An 18,825-nucleotide genomic window follows, 5' to 3' on the forward strand; every position below is an offset into this window, starting at 1 on the left:
TTCGGGGAAGTGCCGGGCGCGCCGAGAGTGCTGTCGAGGCGGAGCATGGTGCCGTTGAGGCGGAGCAGTGCTGTTGGGGCAGAGCCGGGTGCTGTCGGGTGGAGCCGCCTCGTGGAGACGGAGGTCAGAAGTCGCCGCCCCCACCGCCGGAATCACCGCCGCCGAAGTCTCCGCCCCCACCGAAGTCGCCACCGCCGGAGTCGCCTCCGCCGCCGAAGTCGTAGTCGCCGCCCCCGCCGCCCCATTCCTGCGGACCCGGGTCGTAGCCGCCGCCGGAATCCGGAGGCGGTGGGGTGTAGTCGCGCTCGTGGCGCTCGCGTTCCTCGTTCTCGCCTTCCAGTCGGCCGAGCTCGTAGCCGAGCAGGCCGCCGCCCACCGCACCGCCGACCGCGCCGAGACCGGCCGCGGCGCCGGGGCTCATGCCGCGACCGCCGCCGTAGCCCGGACCGCCGTAACCGGGACCCCCGTAGCCCGGGTCGCCGTAACCGGGGCCGCCGGGTCCGTAGCCACCGCCGCCGAAGCCGCCGACCGGGGCGGGCGGGGCGGAACGGCGGCGACGGACGAAGGCGACGACGGCCGCGATGATGCCGCCGATCACCAGGATCGGGCACAGGATGCCCAGCCAGCCCCAGCCGCCGCTCCTGGATTCGTGCTTGGCCGCGGGCGCCGGAGCCGGAGCGGGAGCCGGGTTGCCCGCCTTGGCGCTGGTCGGCGCGGCCTGGTCGCCGGCCGACTTCAGCGCGCCCAGCGCCGCGATGGTCGCGCCCGTGTAATCACCGCTGCCGAAGGCGTTCTTGAACGCCGCACCCGCCGAATTGGTCTCGCGGATATGGGAATTCGCGCCCGTGCGGATGGTGAAGAAGTGGGACTTGGTATTGATGGCCAGCACCACATCGGTCTGGCCGGCGACCTTGCTCTGAGCCTCGGCATCGAACTTGCCGCGATCGTCGGAGAACTTCTCGGTGGTGAAGATCTGCACCGGATTCGACAGCTGCGTCGCGGCATTGGTCACCTTGGCGACATCCAGCACCTTCGAATCGTCGTGCACGGTGACCGGTCCGGCCGACGCCGTGCCCGTCGCGAGCAGGATCACCCCGACCACCGCGGACAGCACCAATAGGAAACGCTTGACCATCGTCACAAGCGCGACACTACGTCTTACCGACCTTGATCGCTCGTCCTGGAGAATGACCGGAAGATGACGGAAAGGAGCGCGGCGTGCCCACAGTGGTCCGGGCGACCATCAAGCCCGGCAGCAAGAAAGGCCCCCTGGTCGAGATTCTCGACGACGGGGCGCTGCAACTGTACGTGCGCGCCCCGGCCGTGGAGGGTAAGGCCAACAAGGCCGCCATCGAACTGCTGGCCGCCCACTTCGGCGTCCCCAAGTCCGCGGTCCGCCTCACCGGCGGCGCGACCTCCCGCTTCAAACGCTTCGAAATCGACGACTAGCTCTCGAAAAGCTAGACGGCCCCCGGGAATCCCAGCTGCCGCCAGGCCTCGTACACGGCGACGGCCGCGGCATTGGACAGATTCATCGACCGCCGACCCGGCAGCATCGGAATGCGCAGCTGCTCGGTGACCCGCGGATCGGCGAGCACCTCGTCGGGCAGCCCGGTCGGCTCGGGGCCGAAGAGCAGCACATCGCCCTTGCGATAGGCGATCTCGGTGTTGTGCTTGGTGGCCGTCGCGCTGAAGGCGAAGACCCGCTCGGGCGCGATGGCGTCCCAGCAGGCGGCCAGATTCGGATGCACGGTGACAACGGCCAGGTCGTGGTAGTCCAACCCGGCCCGGCGTAGCTTCGGCTCGGATAGGTCGAAGCCGAGCGGTTCGATCAGGTGCAGCTCGCAGCCGGTACCGGCGGCCAGCCGGATGGCATTGCCGGTATTGGGCGGGATGCGCGGTTCGAAGAACACGAGATGGAACACGGGCACCAGCATCGCAGAAGGCGGGGACCGAACTGTTCGGCGACCCGGTCGGGGATGCTCGCGGCAGGGGCGGGCCGGTTAAGCTCGTGCGGTGAATTCAGCCCATGCCGCACCCGAGAGCCGCAGCAGTCGCGCGGGGGCGTTCGTGCGCGACAATCTGCCCATGCTGCTGGTGGTGGCGGTGCTGGTGGTGGCCGTGGTGCTGCTGGCCTGGGATCGCTGGCGCCGCGGGACGTACGTCTTCGGCGGGGCGACATTGCTGGCGGCGGCGCTGCGGATGGTGCTGCCCACCGATCGGGTGGGGCTGCTCGCGGTGCGCGGCAAGGCCTTCGACGTCGCGTGGCTGACGGTGCTGGGCGGCGTGATCATCGTGCTGGCCGCGACCATCAGCAGCCTCGGCGTCACCTAGCGACGCGCCGAGGTCGGGGCCGCGACCGGAGTCGCGGCACTGAATCATGAGAGGGGTGCCGCCGGTGTGGCCGGCGGCGGGGGAATTGCTAGACCGAGGTCATGCGCCGTCCGAGTTCCCGGCGGCATATCTCCTGGTCCGGGAGTCTGTGTAGGACGCGAAGTATGGCCGGGCGGAGTTCACGCTGCTCTTCCTCGGAAAGCAGATCGACGAGATCGCGGAGATCCATGTCATCGAATGCGGCGGTCATGGTTCACAGATTACGGCCGCCGGGCTTTCCGCACACGTATTCGGAGCGTCCGGTTACCGAGGTGTCATGCGCGCGAAACCGGAAGCGCGTCAGGACAATTCGCGCGAAACAGCCCCGATACGCGCGGTAACGCGCCACCGGGTGAGGCAGCGTAGTTGCAGCGGTTCGGCAGCGTTGATGCAGCGGCCGACGGTGCTTTCTGGGCCGCTCGCGCGGGGCGATGATTCAGTGACCGGCCGCGCGCCGGGCGGCACGCGCCAGATCCATCGTTTCGTGCGCGAGCTTGCCGACCGCGTCGAACTCGGTCAGGAAGCCGTCGTGGCCGTCCTTGGAGTGGATGACCTCGAGCCCCTTGGAACCGGGCAGCAGATCGGCCAGCTCCTGCTGGGTGCGCAGCGGATAGAGCCGGTCCGAGTCGACCCCGCCGATCACGCACGGCACCGGCGTCGCCGCCAGCGCCGCCGCGACGCCGCCGCGCCCGCGACCCACGTCGTAGCGGTTCATGGCCTCGGTGAGCAGCACATAGGTGCCCGGATCGAAACGCTGGATCAGCTTGTCGGCCTGGTATTCCAGATAGCTCTGGACCGCGTAGCGCCCGCCGTTCCACGGATCCTCGTCGGCCTGGGCGTGGTTCTCGAAGCGGTGATCGAGTTCGGCCTCGGTGCGGTAGGTCAGGTGCGCGATGCGCCGGGCGATGCCCATGCCGGTCATGGGCGCGCGCCCGGTGCCGTGGTAGTCGCCGCCCTGCCAGTCCGGATCGGAGGTGATGGCGGCCTGCTGGGTGGTCTGGGTGCCGATCTGATCGGCGGTGGCGCGCGCGCCGACCGCCAGCACCAGGGCCGCACCGACTCGTTCGGGGCTGCCGACCATCCACTCCAGCACCCGCATGCCGCCCATGGAGCCGCCGATGGCGGCGGCCAGGCGGTCGATGCCGAGCAGATCGAACAGCTTGATCTCCGCGGTCACCTGATCGCGGATGGAGATGGCGGGAAACCGTGAGCCCCAAGGCTTTCCGTCCGCCGCCAGGGATGCCGGGCCGGTGCTGCCCTTGCAGCCGCCCAGCACATTGGTGGCGATGACGCACCATTCGCGGGTGTCGATCGGCGCGCCCGGGCCGACGATGCCGTCCCACCAGCCGGGCTGGTTGTGGTGCACGTCGGCGGGGCCCACCACATGCGAGTCACCGGTCAGCGCGTGCTCGACGAGCACCACGTTGTCGGCGTTCGCGGAGAGTTCGCCCCACCGCTGCACGGCCAGCGTCACGTCGGGGATGACGGCTCCGGACTCGAGCTCCACATCCCCGATGGCAATGGTCCCGAGCGTCCCGTCCGGCGGCGGTAGCAACAGCTCGGCCGCGTGACGGGACGTCCTCGATTCGATGTTCACGGTCAACTTGCCGCCGCCGTCAGGCCCGCGCGCAGATCCGCCAGGATGTCGCCGATGCCCTCGATGCCCACCGCCAAACGCACCAGACCAGGCGTGACACCGGAAGCCAGCTGCTCCTCGGGGGTCAGCTGCGAGTGCGTGGTGGAAGCCGGGTGGATGACGAGCGAGCGCACATCCCCGATGTTAGCGACATGGCTGTGCAGGACCAGCGCCTCCACGAACTTCTTGCCGGCGTCCACGCCACCGGCCAGCTCGAAGGAGACGATGGCGCCGACACCCTTGGGTGCCAGCTGTTTGCCACGCTCGAACCAGGGCGAGCTGGGAAGTCCTGCGTAGTAAACCTTCTCGACGCCCGGCTGACCGGAGAGGAACTCCGCGACGGCCTGCGCGTTGGCCACGTGCCGCTCGACCCGCAGGCTCAGCGTCTCGATGCCCTGCGCGATGAGGAACGCGTTGAACGGCGACACCGCCGCACCCAGATCGCGCAGCAACTGCACGCGCGCCTTCAGCGCGAAGGCGGGCGCACCGAGGTCGGCGAAGACCGCACCGTGGTAGCTGGGGTCGGGCGTGGTGAAGCCCGGGAAGCGGGACTCACCCGCCTCGTTCTTCACCGTCCAGTCGAACGCGCCGCCGTCGACGATCACGCCCGCGACCGCGGCACCGTGCCCGCCCAGGTACTTGGTGGCCGAGTGCACGACGATGTCGGCGCCCAGCTGCAGCGGCTGGATCAGGTACGGCGTGGCGACGGTGTTGTCCACGATCAACGGCACGCCCGCGGCGTGCGCGACCCCGGCGATGCCCGGAATGTCGAGGATCGAGCTGCTCGGATTGGCGACGGTCTCACCGTAGAACGCCTTGGTGTTCGGCCGCACGGCCGCGCGCCACTGCTCGAGATCGTCGGGATCGGAGACGAAGCTGACCTCGATGCCCAGCTTGGGCAGCGAGTAGTGCAGCAGGTTGTAGGTGCCGCCGTAGAGGTGCGGGCTGGCCACGATGTGGTCGCCCGCCTCGGCCAGATTCAGGATCGCGTAGGTCTCCGCCGCCTGCCCGGAGGCCAGCAGCAGGGCCGCGACACCGCCCTCGAGGGCGGCGATGCGCTGTTCCACCGCGTCCTGGGTGGGGTTCATGATGCGGGTGTAGATATTGCCCGGCTCGGCGAGACCGAACAGCGCGGCGGCGTGATCGGTGTCGCGGAAGGCGTAAGAGGTGGTCTGGTAGATGGGCAGGGCGCGGGCTCCGGTGGCCGGATCGGGGGCCTGTCCGGCGTGAATCTGCTTGGTCTCGAAGGACCAGCCGGCCGGATCGAGGGTGCCGTCAGCCGCAGCGGCCGCGGACGCGGTCGAGTCACTCATGGGTTCTGCTCCAAAAACAAGGTCGCCGAATGGCGGAAGTTTGACGTTATCGAGAAGCGAATGGGCTTCGACAACAACACATTTCGGTAGACCTCCTGGTTGCGCTTGCGTTCGTCCTTCGAACGCCCGGTCTGCACCCGGAGCACCCCACCGCAGCTGGAGGGTTGCCGATCAGCAAGCCGGGGCCTTAACGCTGATGCTCTTGACCTGTTGCGAGATTCTAACGGGCGGGGGCGGCTGCTTCGGAAGTGGGGCTCGCCACAGCGGAACCGCAGCAGACACGCCGGAATTCGTGGAAGGCGGCCAGCACATTGTCGGCCAGGGCGCGCGCGGTAGTGGGCGTGGTGCAGTCCGGGAACTCGGAATCGTCGTCGAACTCGCACTCCATGCCCACCCGCACGATGCCGTGCCAGGTGGCTGCGATGGTCCGGATCGTCAGGTGATTCTCGGGCAGCTGCAGGCGTTCGGCCAGCACGTCGGTCATGGCCCGGGTCTTGGTGTCGGCCGATTCCATGCTCAGCGCGCGCACCGCGACGCTGTCGCGTGAGATGCGCTGCATTTGCTGGAACCAGCGGAAGGGCACCGGCGCATCGGATTCGATGATCTGGTCCACGACCGACAGGAAGGCGTCGAGCAGCGCCTGCAATTCGTCGCCGGTGATGGGCTGGGCGCGCAGCGCCTCGGCGAGGACCCGGCCCATGCCCTCGATGGGGGCGATGACGATCGCCTCTTTGCTGTCGAAGTACCGGTTCACAGTGCGCGGTGAGACGTCGGCGGCGTCGGCGATCTGCTCCACCGTGGTCGCGTCGAAGCCCTGCTCGTCGCACAACCGCAGGGCCACGTCGATGATGCGGTCCCGGGTCTGCTGCTTCTTGCGTTCCCGCAGGCCGGGGCGGTGTTCACGGACGCCGGGGTGGTGACGCGAGATCACACCGATGTGACTTGACAACTCCGACATGCCTCCATCGTAAGGCCTTAACGGTCCGGTCTGTCCCATTATGACAACTGTCGCAGCGCGACATTTTTCTCTTGACGCCAATTGTCGGTGGGGGCCACTATGGTGAAGCTGCCTTCGAACTCCAGAGGAGAGGCTCATGACCGTAGCGACGGACGCTCTCGGTACAGACGAAAAAGCAAGTCCCACAAAAGATTCCAGGCGCTGGTTCGCGCTCGCCGTCATCGCGATGGCGCAGCTCATGGTGGTCCTGGACGCCACGATCGTCACCATTGCCATGCCGTTCGCGCAGCAGGATCTGCACATCAGCGACGGTGACAAGCAGTGGATCTTCACCGCTTACACCCTGATTTTCGGTGGTCTGCTGCTGCTCGGCGGCCGCCTGGCGGACTACCTGGGCCGCCGCCGCATCCTGATGGTCGGCCTGGTCGGTTTCGCCGCCGCCTCCGCGCTGGCCGGTCTGGCCCAGAACCAGGCCGAACTGTTCGCGGGCCGCGCGCTGCAGGGCGCGTTCGGCGCGCTGCTGGCACCGGCTGCCCTGTCGCTGGTGTCGGTGACCTTCACCGAGGCCAAGGAACGCGCCCGGGCCTTCGGCGTGTTCGCCGGTGTGTCCGCGGCGGGCGCCGCGCTCGGCCTGATCGCGGGTGGCGCGCTCGTCGAGTACGCGGACTGGCGCTGGTCGCTGCTGGTGAACACCCCGGTCGCGCTGCTGGCGCTGGTCGGAGCGTTCGCCTTCGTGGTCAAGGATGTGCCCGCACCCCGCACCGGCGGCTACGACCTGCCGGGCGCGATCACGGTCACCCTGGGCCTGATCTCCATCGTGTACGGCTTCAGCCGGGCGGCCGAGGACGGCTGGACCGCCTCCACCACGCTGGCCCTGTTCATCGTGGGCGTGGCGCTGCTGGCGGCCTTCGTGGCCATCGAACGGCGGTCCGCGAATCCGCTGCTGCCGCTGCGCATCCCGGGCGAGATCAACCGCGGCGGCTCGTATCTGATCGCGCTGCTGGTGCCGATCGCGATGTTCGCCATGTTCCTGAACCTGAGCTTCTACCTGCAGATCGTGGAGCACTACTCGGCGCTGAAGACCGGTGTGGCGTTCCTGCCCTTCCCGGCCGGCATCGTGGTGTCGGCGGGCATCGCCTCGGCGGTGCTGCCCAGGATCGGGCCGCGACCGCTGATGCTGGCGGGTTCGGTGCTGGGCGCGGCGGGCCTGCTGTGGCTGTCGCGGCTGGAGTTCGGTGACAGCTACGCGAGCGGTCTGCTGCCCGCCATGATCCTGATCGCGCTGGGCATGGGCTTCCTGTTCGTGTGCATGCAGACCACCGCGCTGCATCAGGTCGAGGACGAGGACTCGGGTGTGGCCAGCGCCTTGCTGAATGCCGCGCAGCAGGTCGGCGGTTCCATCGGCACCGCATTGCTGACCACCATTTCGGTGCAGGTGGCCGAGCGGTACGTGCGCAATAACGGGACCATCGATCATGTGCTGGAGCGGGCCTCGATCCACTCCTACGACGTCGCGTTCCTGATCGGGGCGGGCTTCTTCCTGCTCTGCATTCCGATCGCGGCGTTCATGATCCGGGACAAGCCGGAGAATCTGCTCGAAGGCGATGAGCACGCCGTGCACGTGGGCGTCTGACCGGCGAAAAGATATATCCGAGGGCCGTGGCGGCTCACATTCCGCAAGGACCGGGAATGGGGGTTGCCGCGGCCTTCGGCATTTCGCATGCTGGAAGTGCGGAAAGTCACCCGAAAAGCTACTTATCGGTAACCGCACTGAATTCCCGCACAGCGGGGGCCGCCCGCGCGGTGAGATCGATAGCAGCAGTACGCTTGTCTTGCTTGACGCCACAGCGTACGTGGACTTGGCACCACAGGTCCCGTGCCGAGCGCCATGCGTATACGTTGTCTGTTGAACAGCTGGGGTCCGCTACAAGCGGTGCTCACCGGCCGTGCAATGGGAGCACCACCTTCCTAGGAGGACACGAAGATCCATGTCCAAGATCAAGGTTGAAGGGACTGTCGTCGAGCTCGATGGCGACGAGATGACTCGGATCATCTGGCAGTTCATCAAGGACAAGCTGATCAATCCGTATCTCGATGTGAACCTCGAGTACTACGACCTCGGCATCGAAGCGCGCGACAAGACCGATGATCAGATCACCATCGACGCCGCGAACGCCATCAAGAAGCACGGCGTCGGCGTCAAGTGCGCGACGATCACGCCCGATGAGGCGCGAGTCGAGGAATTCGGGCTGAAGAAGATGTGGCGGTCGCCCAACGGCACCATCCGCAACATCCTCGGTGGCACGATCTTCCGCGCGCCGATCATCATCTCCAATGTGCCGCGACTGGTGCCGGGCTGGACCAAGCCGATCATCATCGGCCGCCACGCCTTCGGTGACCAGTACCGCGCCACCGATTTCAAGGTGCACCAGGCGGGCACCGTCACCCTGACCTTCACGCCCGAGGACGGCTCCGAGCCGATCGTCCAGGAAGTCGTGAAGATGCCCGAAGAGGGCGGCGTGGTCATGGGCATGTACAACTTCCAGGAGTCCATCCGGGACTTCGCGCGGGCCTCGCTGAACTACGGCCTGCAGCAGAACTACCCGGTGTACATGTCGACCAAGAACACCATCCTCAAGGCCTACGACGGCATGTTCAAGGACACCTTCGAGGAGGTGTACCAGACCGAGTTCAAGGACGAGTTCGACGCGGCCGGTCTGACCTACGAGCACCGCCTGATCGACGACATGGTCGCCTCCGCGCTCAAGTGGGAGGGCGGCTACGTCTGGGCCTGCAAGAACTACGACGGCGACGTGCAGTCCGACACCGTGGCGCAGGGCTTCGGCTCGCTGGGTCTGATGACCTCCGTGCTGCTGACCCCGGACGGCCGCACCTGTGAGGCCGAGGCGGCGCACGGCACCGTGACCCGCCACTACCGCCAGCACCAGCAGGGCAAGCCCACCTCCACCAACCCGATCGCCTCGATCTTCGCGTGGACGCGTGGCCTGGCCCACCGCGGCAAGCTGGACAACACCCCCGAGGTGATCGGCTTCGCGCAGACCCTCGAGGATGTGGTCATCAAGACGGTCGAGTCCGGCCAGATGACCAAGGACCTCGCGCTCCTCGTGGGCGGCGACCAGGGCTACCTGACCACCGAGGAGTTCCTCGGCGTGCTGGACGCCAACCTGGCTCGCGAGCTCCGCTAGCAAGAACTTTCGACGCGCCGACGAACGTGAACAGCGCGAAGCGGTGAACGATGGCGGCCGGGGCCACAGTCCCGGCCAGAACATCGCACCGCGCCACACGGGCACCTGCCTCCACCGGAACCGGTGGGTGGGCGGGTGCCCGAACTGTTTTCGGGGGTTGGTCGGTCATGAAACCGTCACGGGCCGATGGTGAGGATCGGTTAACGCGCGGCGACCGCAGCCCAATGATCTTGGTGTTATTCGGGATCGGTCGCGACGGCGCGACGGTGAAGGAGGAGACATGTCGGGGCTGGGGAATGATCTGCGCCAGGTGGTGCGGGGCCGGGTGTTGATGCCCGGGGAGGACGGGTTCGAGTACGCGAGCACGCCGTGGAATCTGTCCGTGCGGCAGCAGGTTTCGGCGGTCGTCGAGGTCGCCGACGCGGCCGATGCGGCGGCGCTGGTGCGATTCGCGGCGGCGGCCGAGCTGCCGTTGAGCACGCGGGCCACCGGCCACAGCCCCTCGGCGGCGGCCGACGGGACCGTGCTGGTGACGACGCGGGCGCTGGACGGCATCGAGATCGACGCCACCGCGCGGGTGGCGAAGGTGCAGGCAGGGGTGGCCTGGCAGCCCGTGCTGGAGCAGGCCGCCGCGCACGGATTGGCCGCAGCCTGCGGCAGTTCCGCGGTGGTCGGCGTGACCGGGTACACGCTCGGCGGCGGTGTCGGCTGGTTCGCGCGCAGCCGCGGCTACGCCTCGGACGCGGTCCGGGCGCTGGAGGTGGTGACCGCGGACGGCGATCAGCGCCGGGTGACCGCGGATTCCGATGCCGATCTGTTCTGGGCGCTGCGCGGCGGCGGTGGTGATTTCGCGCTGGTCACCGGCCTGGAATTCGAATTGTTCGACGCGCCTGAACTTTTCGGTGGCCGCGTGCTGTGGCCCTCAGAGCGGACCGAGGCCGTGATCGCCGCCTTCCAGCGCGCCACCGCGGAAGCCGAAGAGGGACTGAGCCTTTGGCTGACGCTCATCCAATTCCCGCCGTTCCCAGAGCTTCCCGAGTTCCTGCGCGGGCAATCCATGGTGGCCGTCGACGTGGTCGCGCTGGGCGCGGTCACGGCCCCGCTGCGCTGGTTCGACGAGATTCCGGGCGCGGTGCTCGACACCCGTCGGCCGCTGAACGCCGCGGAGGTCGGCGGCGTCTGCATGGAGCCGACCGATCCCAGCCCGGCCCGGGTGCGCGGTGAGCTGCTCACCGATTTCTCGCCGGAGGTCAGCGACGCGCTGCTCGCGGCCGCCGCGCCGCAGGGCAGCGTGGGGCCGCTGGCGCTGGTGCAGATCCGGCATCTGGGTGGCGCGCTGGCCCGCCCGTCCGCCGACGCGGGCTGTGCCGGGGTGATCGCCGAGCCGTATCTGCTGTCGCTGCTCGGGCCCGCGCCGGCGCCGGAGTTCGAGGCGGCGGTGGCCGGACGGGCCGCCGAGGTGGCCGAGGCGATGCGGCCGTATCTGAGCGGGCGGAAGCCGTTCACCTACTTGGATTCCGGGGAGACACCGGATGTGGTCTTCGATGCGGCCACGCTGGCGCGGCTCCGGGAGATCAAGGACCGCCGCGATCCCGACGGGTTGTTCCGGAGCAACTATCCCGTGGCCCCGGCGCTGGGCGAGGCCGATCCCACCCGGGTCGAGGCACCCGCAACGGTCTGACAGTCGGTTGCGGGGGAGTGGCCCGCAGCATGATTCGGCCCGGTCGGTGAGTGAAATCACCAGGCCGGGCGGTATCGCGATGGTTCGACACTGTGTTGCGCTTGGTTGTGCCCGAATCCGTCTCCACCGCCGCCCTCGCGACCACTCCCGCCGAGGTGAACCGCGCCACCGTGCCGGAGCCGGCCCCGCGCACCAGCTGGCACGTCCCCGCCATGCTGGCGCTCGCCCTCGGCGGATTCGGCATCGGCACCACCGAATTCGTGACCATGGGCCTGCTGCCCGACATCGCGACCTCCATGAAGGTCTCCGAACCGACTGCCGGACATATCGTTTCGGCCTACGCCCTGGGCGTGGTGGTCGGCGCGCCGGTGATCGCGGCGCTGTGCGCCCGGGTGCCGCGCAAGCGTTTGCTGATGGCTCTGATGTTCGCGTTCGCCGTGGGCAACGCCGCCAGCGTGATCGCCCCGAACTTCGCCACGTTGACCGCGGCCCGCTTCGTCTCCGGCCTGCCGCATGGCGCGTACTTCGGTGTCGCCTCCCTGGCCGCCGCGTCGCTAGCCCCGGTGGGGCAGCGGGCCAAGGCGGTTGCGGCCGTTATGCTGGGCCTGAGCGCCGCCAATGTTGTCGGCGTTCCCGCAGCCACCTGGCTGGGCCAGAACCTCGGCTGGCGGGATGCCTTCATCGTGGTCGCCGTGATCGGTATCGCCACCGTCGCCGCCATCGCCCGCTTCGTCCCGGAGCTGCACGGCATCCGAATGACCGACCCCCGAACCGAATTGACGGCCCTGCGCCGCCCCCAGGTCCTGCTGACCCTCCTGGTCGGCGCCATCGGCTTCGGCGGCATGTTCGCCGTCTACACCTACATCACCACCACCCTCACCGACGTCTCCGGCCTCCCCATCGCCCTGGTCCCCGTAGTCCTGGCCCTCTTCGGCCTCGGCATGGTCGCCGGCAACATCATCGGCGGCATCCTCGCCGACCGAGGCGTAGACCGAGCCATCTTCGCCTCGATGCTCGCCATGGTCGTCATCCTCGCCGCCTACGTAGCCGCAGCCCACAACCCCTACACCGCCGCCATCGGCGCCTTCCTCATCGGCGCGTCGGGCGCCTCCCTCGCCCCGGCTCTCCAAACCCGCCTGATGGACGTGGCCCACGACGCCCAAACCCTCGCCGCCGCCCTCAATCACGCCGCCCTCAACATCGCCAACGCCGCCGGCGCCTGGCTGGGTGGCCTCGTAATCGCCGCAGGCCTGGGCTACACCGCCCCGGCCGCAGTCGGCGCAGGCCTGGCCGTCCTCGGCGTCGCCCTCTTCACGGTGACGGTATTCGTCAGCCGCTCAGGGGCACGCCCTCCCGCCTGATTCCGGGTCCACGTAGTCGTCGTGTGGAATCGCCCTGGCCCACAACTGATCGCGGATTCGCGCGTAATGCCTGGTGAGTACCTCGTCAGTGCTGGCAGCCCAGCCCAGCAGCGCGGTACCGTCGCGCTCGAACACCGTCCACGCCACAAGGCGGTCGTCGAACAGCCACCAATCGTCGTCGGGCAGTGCCTCCGGGGCGTGCCCCCGAGGCAGCCACCGAATGTCCTCTCCCGCAGCCACGTTCCCGGCCGTGACAGCAATCGCGAATCGGGTGTAGTCCGTATGCGGCTCGGTCACCACCCGAACCCGTTGTACCGCTTTCCCATGCCCCGTGACCTCCCGCATCAGGCCGTACCACTGCGCGGTGAAGGCTGGGTCGAGTGGATCGCCGGCCAGGTAGCGTTGCAGCGCCTCCGCCTTCTCCCGGATTGATGCTCGCGAGCTCGAAACAAGATCAGGGAGCTCTCAGCGTTGGGAATCGGACGAATCCCAGCAGTGAGAGCTCCCTGATCTTATTGATGAGGTTGTGTCGCAGGGGATTCAGTGGGAGGGGAGGGTGCGGGATTGGGGGCGGAGGGACCAGGAGGCGACTACCAGGGCGAGGATGCCTCCGGTAGCGATCAGGTGCATTCCTGCGGCGCCGTTGTCGTGTTGGACGAGGTGGGAGATGAAGGCGCCGCTCATGTTGAAGAACATTCCGGCGTAGGCCCATTCCTTCAGACGGGGGAAGCCTGGGGCGAGGATGGCGGCGCTGCCGAGGACTTTCCAGGTGGCTATGAGGGTGAGGAAGTAGGTGGGGTAGCCGAGGATGGTGTGGGTTTCGAGAGTTCCGTACTGGTGGGTGAATTCGCCGTAGGCGCCGCTGGTCATGGTGAAGGCCAGGGTGAGGGTGGCGGCCCAGTAGGCGTAGGTGCGGAGGCGGGCACGGGTGGAGGGGGCGGTCTGTATCGAGGGGCTGTGCGCGATGGCGGTCATATCTCCTCGACCGACGGCGGAGACGAAATGTGACAGCGATTCGAGGCAGCCCTGTCACATTCTCCCGACGTGCTCGGTCGAGGTAGTGAACCCGCAACAGCGACTGGAAACGAGAAGACAGTGACCCTGCAGGCGAACACCATCATGCTGGCCGTCGAGGACATGGAACGTTCCAAGAAGTTCTACGTCGGACTAGGCGCGAAGCTCGGCCAGGACTTCCCGAACTTCGTCGCCTTCGAACTCGACGGCGGCTCCGGATTCGGCATCTACCCGGTGGCCGCGGCCGCGGCCGACGCGGGAGTCTCCCCGGAAGGCACCGGTTTCCGCGGCGTCTCGTTTCACCACATAGTCGGCACCGCCGCCGAGGTCGACGCGACCATCGCCACCGCACTCACCGTCGGCGGTTCGATCGTCAAGGAAGCCGCCCCCGCCCACTGGGGCGGCTACTTCGCCTACCTCGCCGACCCCGACGGCTACCTGTGGAAAATCGCCTCGGCGGCCTGATCCGGACACGGCCCGGGGCCGCCACCGGCGACAGGTGGCGGCCTCGGACTTCGTGCGCGCCTAGTAGGCGAGCAGTCCCTTCGCGACGTGGGTCACCTGGATCTCATTGCTGCCCGCGTAGATCATCAGCGACTTGGCGTCGCGCGCAAGCTGTTCCACGTGGTATTCGGACATGTATCCGTTGCCGCCGAAGAGCTGCACGGCGTCCATGGCTACCTCGGTGGCGACCTCGGAGCAGTACAGCTTCATGGCCGATGCCTCCGCCAGGGTGGGCGGCTTTCCGGCGCGGGAGCGTTCGAGTGCGTTGAACACCATGTTCTGCACGTTGATTCGCGCCACTTCCATCCTGGCCAGCTTGAGCTGCACCAGCTGGAAGCGCCCGATCTCCTGACCCCACAGCTTGCGCGTCTTGGCGTAATCCACACAGAGCCGGTGGCATTCGTTCACGATGCCCAGCGCCATGAAGGCCACGCCGATGCGTTCGGCGGTGAAACTCGAACGGGCGCTTTCGCGTCCGTCGCCGCCCTCGTGCTGTTCGGTCTCGCCGAGCAGCCGGTCCTTGCCCAATCGCACATTGTCGAAGAACAATTCGCCGGTGGGTGAGGCGTGCAGGCCCATCTTCTTGAACGGCTTGCCCTGGGTGAAGCCCTCCATGCCCTTGTCGAGCACGAAGGTCAGCACCTTGCGTTCCCGCTTGTCGGCACCGTCGCCCTCGTCGAGCTTGGCGTAGACGACGAGGGTGTCGGCGTAGGGGCCGTTGGTGATGAAGGTCTTCTGGCCGTTGAGGATGTAGTCCTCACCGTCGCGCCGGACATAGGTCTTCATCCCGCCGAACGCGTCCGAGCCCGAATCCGGTTCCGTGATCGCCCACGCCGCAACCTTTTTCATGGTCACGATGTCGGTCAGCCAGCGTTCCTTCTGCGCCAGCGTGCCGCGCGCGAGGATGGTCGTGGCCCCGAGCCCGATGCTGACCCCCATGGCGGTGACCAGCCCCATGCACACCCCGGACAGTTCGCTGACCAGCACCGCCATCAGCGATTCCTGCCCGGCGAACGGCCCGCCCTCACCGGAGGACTGCTTCTTCTCCGGCAGCGGCTCGCCCGCGGCGATGGCCTCCTCCCGCTTGCGCTGCTTCGCAAGCAATTTGGTGATCGACTCTTCGCCCAGTGCGTCGATACCGAACTCGGAGAACAGCTTCCGAATGATGGGGTACGGCAGCATCTCCCCGGAATCGAGGGCGTCCAGATGCGGGCGCACCTCCTTGTCGATGAAGCCGCGCACCGCCCCGCGGATCAGCTCATCGGTCTCGGACCATTCGAACATCGTTGTCCGCCTTCCTGATTACGGCAGTCGCCCGGCGATATCGTCGATGGACCACGGGCCTTCGGTCTCGATGGTCTTCACGTCGTGCCACCCCGCCAGTTCGGAGATCGCGCCGCCCTGCACCGCGAACACCTTGCCGGTGATCGGGCACTTCTCGGTGGCAAGATACGCCACCAGCGGCGAGATATTGGCCGGACTGAAGGCATCGAACTCGCCTTCTTCCAGACCGGCCTGCTGGGCCGCCATCATCTCGCCCATGCCCGGCGTCGCCAGGGTTAGGCGGGTGCGGGCGATGGGCGCGATGGCGTTCACGCGCACGCCGTAGCGAGCCAGCTCGTCGGCGGCCACCAGGGTGAGCGCGGCGATGGCGGCCTTTGCCGCACCGTAATTCGCCTGTCCGGCATTGGGAACCGTGGTGCCCGACGCCGATGCGGTATTGACCACTGCCGCGGTGGGCTGATTTCCGGCCTTGGACTGGTCCTTCCAGTACGCGGCCGCGTGCCGCAGCACCGCCGCGTGCCCCTTGAGATGCACGGCCACGACCGCGTCCCACTGCTGCTCGTCCATGCCCGCGATGAACGCGTCGCGCAGAATGCCGGCGTTGTTCACCACCACATCCAGCCGCCCGAACTCCGAGACAGCCTGATCCACCAGGTTTTTCGCGCCCTGCCAGTCGGCGACGCTGTCGGTGTTGGCGATCGCCCGCCCCCCTGCGGCGACGATCTCGTTCACCACCTCGTGCGCCGGACCGCTGTCCGTGCCCTCACCGGCATTGCTGCCGCCGAGGTCGTTGACCACGACCGCCGCGCCCTCCCGCGCGAACAGCAGCGCGTGCTCGCGGCCGATCCCCCGACCGGCCCCGGTGATGATGGCGACCCGTCCGTCGAGTGCACCCATGAATATCTCCTCAGTTGTCCAAGATTTCGGCGAGGCCGTCGCTCAGCACGGTGTCCGCACCGCGCACGGTCCGGAAGGCGTAGGTGGTGACCCCGTTACTGCTGCCGACCTTCCAGATCTGGGTCTCGAGGTCGTCGTTGGGGAATACCATTTTGGAGAAGCGCACCGAATAACGTTGCAGCCGAGCCACATCCGATCCGGCCACCTGACTCAGCACACCCCAGGACGACATCGCCATGGTGCACAGTCCGTGCGCGATGATGCCGGGTAGACCGGCGTCCTTGGCGACCTGGTCATCCAGGTGCAGCGGCACCGGATCCCCGGAGGCCGGGGAGTACCGGTAGGTCTGGTCGGCGTCCACGTGCGCGGTCGCCGTGGCCAGCGGCTCCTGCTCCAGCAGCGCCGGATCGAAGCGGTGCGGCGGGGCGACATCGCCGACCCGTTCGCCCGCGTCGACATTGCGGAAGAACGCGGTCAGGTACTGCTCGTTGACCAGTTCCCCGGATTCCGAACGGCATTCGAGGAGAATGGTGATGGTCGAACCATTCTCCTTGCCCTCGAATCCGATGGCCTTGGCCCGCGACACCAGCTGGTCTCCCGGCCGGATCGGCCGATGGAAGTGGAAGTCCTGCTCCCCGTGCACGACCCGCCCGAAGATGTTCATCGGGGCCACCTCGATGACCGGCACCATCATGGCGTCGAACACCGGCACGATCGCGAAGACCGGCGGCGCCACATCGCCTTTCAGGTGCGCGGGGATGGGATCGTTGGTGGCCGCGGCGTATTCGGCGATCCGCTCGCGGGTGACCTCGAAGGGCTCCTCATCGGACCATTTGTTCAGGCCCGACGCATCGAATTCGACTGCCGTCGACGCCATTTCAGGCCGCCGTGGCGAGCGCGTCGAGCGCGGCGAGAGTTTTGTCCAGCTGCGTGAGGCCATCCTTTTCCACCGCCTTGCCGAGTGCGCCCTTGATCAGCGCGCCCTCGAAGTCGCCGGAGACCGAGAACTTGCTGCCCTCGCCCTCGGGGGTGATGTCGAAGGCGAACTGCACCTTCACGCCCGCCATGCCGGTGCCGCTGAGTACCAGGCGATTCGGGGTGTCGACGCTCTCGACCACCCACTCGATCTTGTTGGCCATGCCGAGCATGACGATCTTGGCGGTCAGCTTGGCGCCGGGGGCCAGGACGGCCGGCGGCTCCTCCATCCAGCGCTCGTGGATGGAGAACCACTTGTCCCAGGTCTGCGGGTCGGAGACCACGGCCCACAGGCCGTCGGGGGTCGCGTTGAGGTCCTTGGAGGCTTCGATATGTCCCATGATGTTCGCTCCTCGTTGAGTGTCAGCGGTCCGCGCGCTGGTAAGCCGTGACGACGGCCGCGCCGCCGAGCCCGATGTTGTGCTGGAGGGCGGCGGTCACGTTGTCGACCTGCCGCTTGTCGGCGGTGCCGCGCAGCTGCCAGGTGAGCTCGCTGCACTGCGCCAAACCCGTTGCGCCCAAGGGGTGTCCCTTGGAGATGAGCCCGCCGGACGGGTTCACGACCCACTTGCCGCCGTAGGTGGTCGCGCCGGAGTCGATGAGGTGCCCGGCCTCACCCTCCTTGGCCAGCCCGAGCGCCTCGTACAGCAGCAGCTCGTTGGCGGAGAAGCAGTCGTGCAGCTCGATGACCTGGAAGTCCTCGGGTCCGAGTCCCGCCTGCGCGTAAACCTTCTCGGCCGCTTGGACATTCATGTCATAGCCGATGAGGTTCTTGGCGCTGCCGTCGAAGGTCGAGCCGAAGTCGGTGGTCATGGCCTGGCCGACGATCTCCACCGCCTGCCGTGACAGGTCGTGGCGGTCCACGAACTCCTCGGAGGCGAGGATGGCCGCGCCGGAGCCGTCGGAGGTCGGCGAGCACTGCAGCTTGGTGAGCGGGTCGTAGATCATGCGCGAGCCCAGGATGTCCTCGAGCGAATACTCGTCCTGGAACTGCGAATACGGGTTGTTCACCGAATGCTTGTGGTTCTTGTACCCGATCTTGGCGAAGTGCTCGGCGGTGGTGCCGTACTTCTTCATGTGCTCGCGCCCGGCCGCGCCGAACATCCACGGGGCCACCGGGAACAGCACCTCGGAGATCTCCGCGAGCGCCATGATGTGGCGCGCCATGGGCTGTTCGCGATCGTCCCAGGTGGACCCGAGCGAGCCCGGCTGCATCTTCTCGAAGCCCAGCGCCAGCGTGCAGTCCGCCAGCCCGCCCCGAATCGCCTGTGCCGCAAGGTAGAGCGCGGTCGATCCGGTCGAACAGTTGTTGTTGACATTGACCACCGGAATGCCGGTCATGCCCAGCTCGTAGACCGCGCGCTGACCGGAGGTGGATTCACCGTAGACGTAGCCGACATAGGCCTGCTCGACCTCGCGGTAGTCGATCCCGGCATCCGCGAGGGCCTTGGTCCCCGATTCGCGAGCCATGTCCGGGTAGTCCCAGGCACTGCCGTCTTCGTTCTTGCGCCGCCCCGGCTTCTCGAACTTCGTCATGCCGACGCCGACGACGTAGACCTTGTTCGTCATCGAACTCCTCACATAGGGGTGCAGAAACAAACATACAAAGCTGTATGTAAGTCG

General features: G+C 67.5%; 20 protein-coding genes and 1 riboswitch. Of the genes, 7 read left to right on the plus strand and 13 right to left on the minus strand.

The window, feature by feature from the left end:
* Nucleotides 1-124: 124 nt before the first annotated feature.
* The gene (locus ON43_RS45475; RefSeq protein ID WP_167333419.1) at nucleotides 125-1,141 is read right to left on the minus strand and encodes a hypothetical protein; all 1,017 of its coding nucleotides are present in this window, start codon (nucleotides 1,139-1,141) and stop codon (nucleotides 125-127) included.
* 77 nt (nucleotides 1,142-1,218) lie between these two features.
* Here ON43_RS45475 and ON43_RS06665 point away from each other — a divergent pair, with 77 nt between their 5' ends.
* Nucleotides 1,219-1,449: a DUF167 domain-containing protein gene (locus ON43_RS06665; protein WP_040804795.1), complete on the plus strand. Its 231-nt coding sequence runs from the start codon at nucleotides 1,219-1,221 to the stop codon at nucleotides 1,447-1,449.
* 11 nt (nucleotides 1,450-1,460) lie between these two features.
* Here ON43_RS06665 and ON43_RS06670 read toward each other — a convergent pair whose 3' ends face one another.
* Nucleotides 1,461-1,937: a tRNA (cytidine(34)-2'-O)-methyltransferase gene (locus ON43_RS06670; protein WP_373283403.1), complete on the minus strand. Its 477-nt coding sequence runs from the start codon at nucleotides 1,935-1,937 to the stop codon at nucleotides 1,461-1,463.
* 151 nt (nucleotides 1,938-2,088) lie between these two features.
* On the opposite strand from ON43_RS06670, the gene ON43_RS06675 reads away from it, so the two are divergent.
* Nucleotides 2,089-2,334: a DUF3017 domain-containing protein gene (locus tag ON43_RS06675; RefSeq protein ID WP_051178060.1), complete on the plus strand. Its 246-nt coding sequence runs from the start codon at nucleotides 2,089-2,091 to the stop codon at nucleotides 2,332-2,334.
* A gap of 88 nt (nucleotides 2,335-2,422) precedes the next feature.
* Here ON43_RS06675 and ON43_RS45480 read toward each other — a convergent pair whose 3' ends face one another.
* From ON43_RS45480 to ON43_RS42240, 4 genes are all read right to left on the minus strand, one after another.
* Nucleotides 2,423-2,584 carry a hypothetical protein gene (locus ON43_RS45480; RefSeq protein ID WP_167333420.1) on the minus strand — a complete coding sequence of 54 codons (162 nt, stop codon included), beginning with the start codon at nucleotides 2,582-2,584 and terminating at the stop codon, nucleotides 2,423-2,425.
* Between the two features lie 225 nt (nucleotides 2,585-2,809).
* Nucleotides 2,810-3,976 (minus strand): homoserine O-acetyltransferase MetX, encoded by a 1,167-nt coding sequence (metX, locus tag ON43_RS06680; protein WP_083913204.1) that lies wholly within the window; start codon nucleotides 3,974-3,976, stop codon nucleotides 2,810-2,812.
* A complete protein-coding gene (locus ON43_RS06685; RefSeq protein WP_051178043.1) occupies nucleotides 3,973-5,322 on the minus strand; it encodes a bifunctional o-acetylhomoserine/o-acetylserine sulfhydrylase in 1,350 nt (449 codons plus the stop codon). The genes metX and ON43_RS06685 overlap by 4 nt, the downstream gene beginning before the upstream one ends.
* Before the next feature lie 96 nt (nucleotides 5,323-5,418).
* Nucleotides 5,419-5,530, minus strand: a riboswitch (SAM riboswitch).
* A gap of 12 nt (nucleotides 5,531-5,542) precedes the next feature.
* A complete protein-coding gene (locus tag ON43_RS42240; protein ID WP_086007900.1) occupies nucleotides 5,543-6,280 on the minus strand; it encodes a TetR/AcrR family transcriptional regulator in 738 nt (245 codons plus the stop codon).
* A gap of 136 nt (nucleotides 6,281-6,416) precedes the next feature.
* Between ON43_RS42240 and ON43_RS06695 the strand changes: the two genes are divergently transcribed.
* From ON43_RS06695 to ON43_RS06710, 4 genes are all read left to right on the plus strand, one after another.
* Nucleotides 6,417-7,913: an MFS transporter gene (locus ON43_RS06695; protein ID WP_040804798.1), complete on the plus strand. Its 1,497-nt coding sequence runs from the start codon at nucleotides 6,417-6,419 to the stop codon at nucleotides 7,911-7,913.
* A gap of 355 nt (nucleotides 7,914-8,268) precedes the next feature.
* On the plus strand, nucleotides 8,269-9,486 hold the full coding sequence (locus ON43_RS06700; RefSeq protein ID WP_040804799.1) for an NADP-dependent isocitrate dehydrogenase: 1,218 nt from the start codon (nucleotides 8,269-8,271) through the stop codon (nucleotides 9,484-9,486).
* 280 nt (nucleotides 9,487-9,766) lie between these two features.
* Complete coding sequence (locus tag ON43_RS06705; protein ID WP_051178047.1) at nucleotides 9,767-11,167, plus strand: FAD-binding oxidoreductase; 1,401 nt, start codon at nucleotides 9,767-9,769, stop codon at nucleotides 11,165-11,167.
* Between the two features lie 212 nt (nucleotides 11,168-11,379).
* Nucleotides 11,380-12,528: an MFS transporter gene (locus ON43_RS06710; RefSeq protein WP_040804894.1), complete on the plus strand. Its 1,149-nt coding sequence runs from the start codon at nucleotides 11,380-11,382 to the stop codon at nucleotides 12,526-12,528.
* On the opposite strand, the gene ON43_RS06715 is transcribed toward ON43_RS06710, so the two are convergent.
* Nucleotides 12,505-12,957 carry a DUF6879 family protein gene (locus tag ON43_RS06715; protein ID WP_373283404.1) on the minus strand — a complete coding sequence of 151 codons (453 nt, stop codon included), beginning with the start codon at nucleotides 12,955-12,957 and terminating at the stop codon, nucleotides 12,505-12,507. The genes ON43_RS06710 and ON43_RS06715 overlap by 24 nt on opposite strands.
* A gap of 111 nt (nucleotides 12,958-13,068) precedes the next feature.
* A complete protein-coding gene (locus ON43_RS06720; RefSeq protein ID WP_040804802.1) occupies nucleotides 13,069-13,503 on the minus strand; it encodes a DoxX family protein in 435 nt (144 codons plus the stop codon).
* Nucleotides 13,504-13,623: 120 nt separating this feature from the next.
* Between ON43_RS06720 and ON43_RS06725 the strand changes: the two genes are divergently transcribed.
* A complete protein-coding gene (locus ON43_RS06725; RefSeq protein ID WP_051178051.1) occupies nucleotides 13,624-14,007 on the plus strand; it encodes a VOC family protein in 384 nt (127 codons plus the stop codon).
* 60 nt (nucleotides 14,008-14,067) lie between these two features.
* Here the strand turns inward: ON43_RS06725 and ON43_RS06730 are convergent, their stop codons facing one another.
* From ON43_RS06730 to ON43_RS06750, 5 genes are read right to left on the minus strand one after another with little or no spacing between them, the layout of a single operon-like run.
* Nucleotides 14,068-15,330 carry an acyl-CoA dehydrogenase family protein gene (locus ON43_RS06730; protein ID WP_040804805.1) on the minus strand — a complete coding sequence of 421 codons (1,263 nt, stop codon included), beginning with the start codon at nucleotides 15,328-15,330 and terminating at the stop codon, nucleotides 14,068-14,070.
* 18 nt (nucleotides 15,331-15,348) lie between these two features.
* The gene (locus ON43_RS06735) at nucleotides 15,349-16,227 is read right to left on the minus strand and encodes an SDR family oxidoreductase (protein ID WP_040804807.1); all 879 of its coding nucleotides are present in this window, start codon (nucleotides 16,225-16,227) and stop codon (nucleotides 15,349-15,351) included.
* Nucleotides 16,228-16,237: 10 nt separating this feature from the next.
* On the minus strand, nucleotides 16,238-17,104 hold the full coding sequence (locus ON43_RS06740; protein ID WP_040804810.1) for a MaoC/PaaZ C-terminal domain-containing protein: 867 nt from the start codon (nucleotides 17,102-17,104) through the stop codon (nucleotides 16,238-16,240).
* Between the two features lies 1 nt (nucleotide 17,105).
* Nucleotides 17,106-17,543 (minus strand): type II toxin-antitoxin system Rv0910 family toxin, encoded by a 438-nt coding sequence (locus ON43_RS06745; RefSeq protein ID WP_040804814.1) that lies wholly within the window; start codon nucleotides 17,541-17,543, stop codon nucleotides 17,106-17,108.
* Nucleotides 17,544-17,565: 22 nt separating this feature from the next.
* On the minus strand, nucleotides 17,566-18,771 hold the full coding sequence (locus ON43_RS06750) for a lipid-transfer protein (protein ID WP_040804816.1): 1,206 nt from the start codon (nucleotides 18,769-18,771) through the stop codon (nucleotides 17,566-17,568).
* Between the last annotated feature and the right edge of the window lie 54 nt (nucleotides 18,772-18,825).

It is taken from the genome of Nocardia concava NBRC 100430 (assembly GCF_000308815.1).
In the GTDB taxonomy this organism is placed as follows: Bacteria; Actinomycetota; Actinomycetes; order Mycobacteriales; family Mycobacteriaceae; genus Nocardia; species Nocardia concava.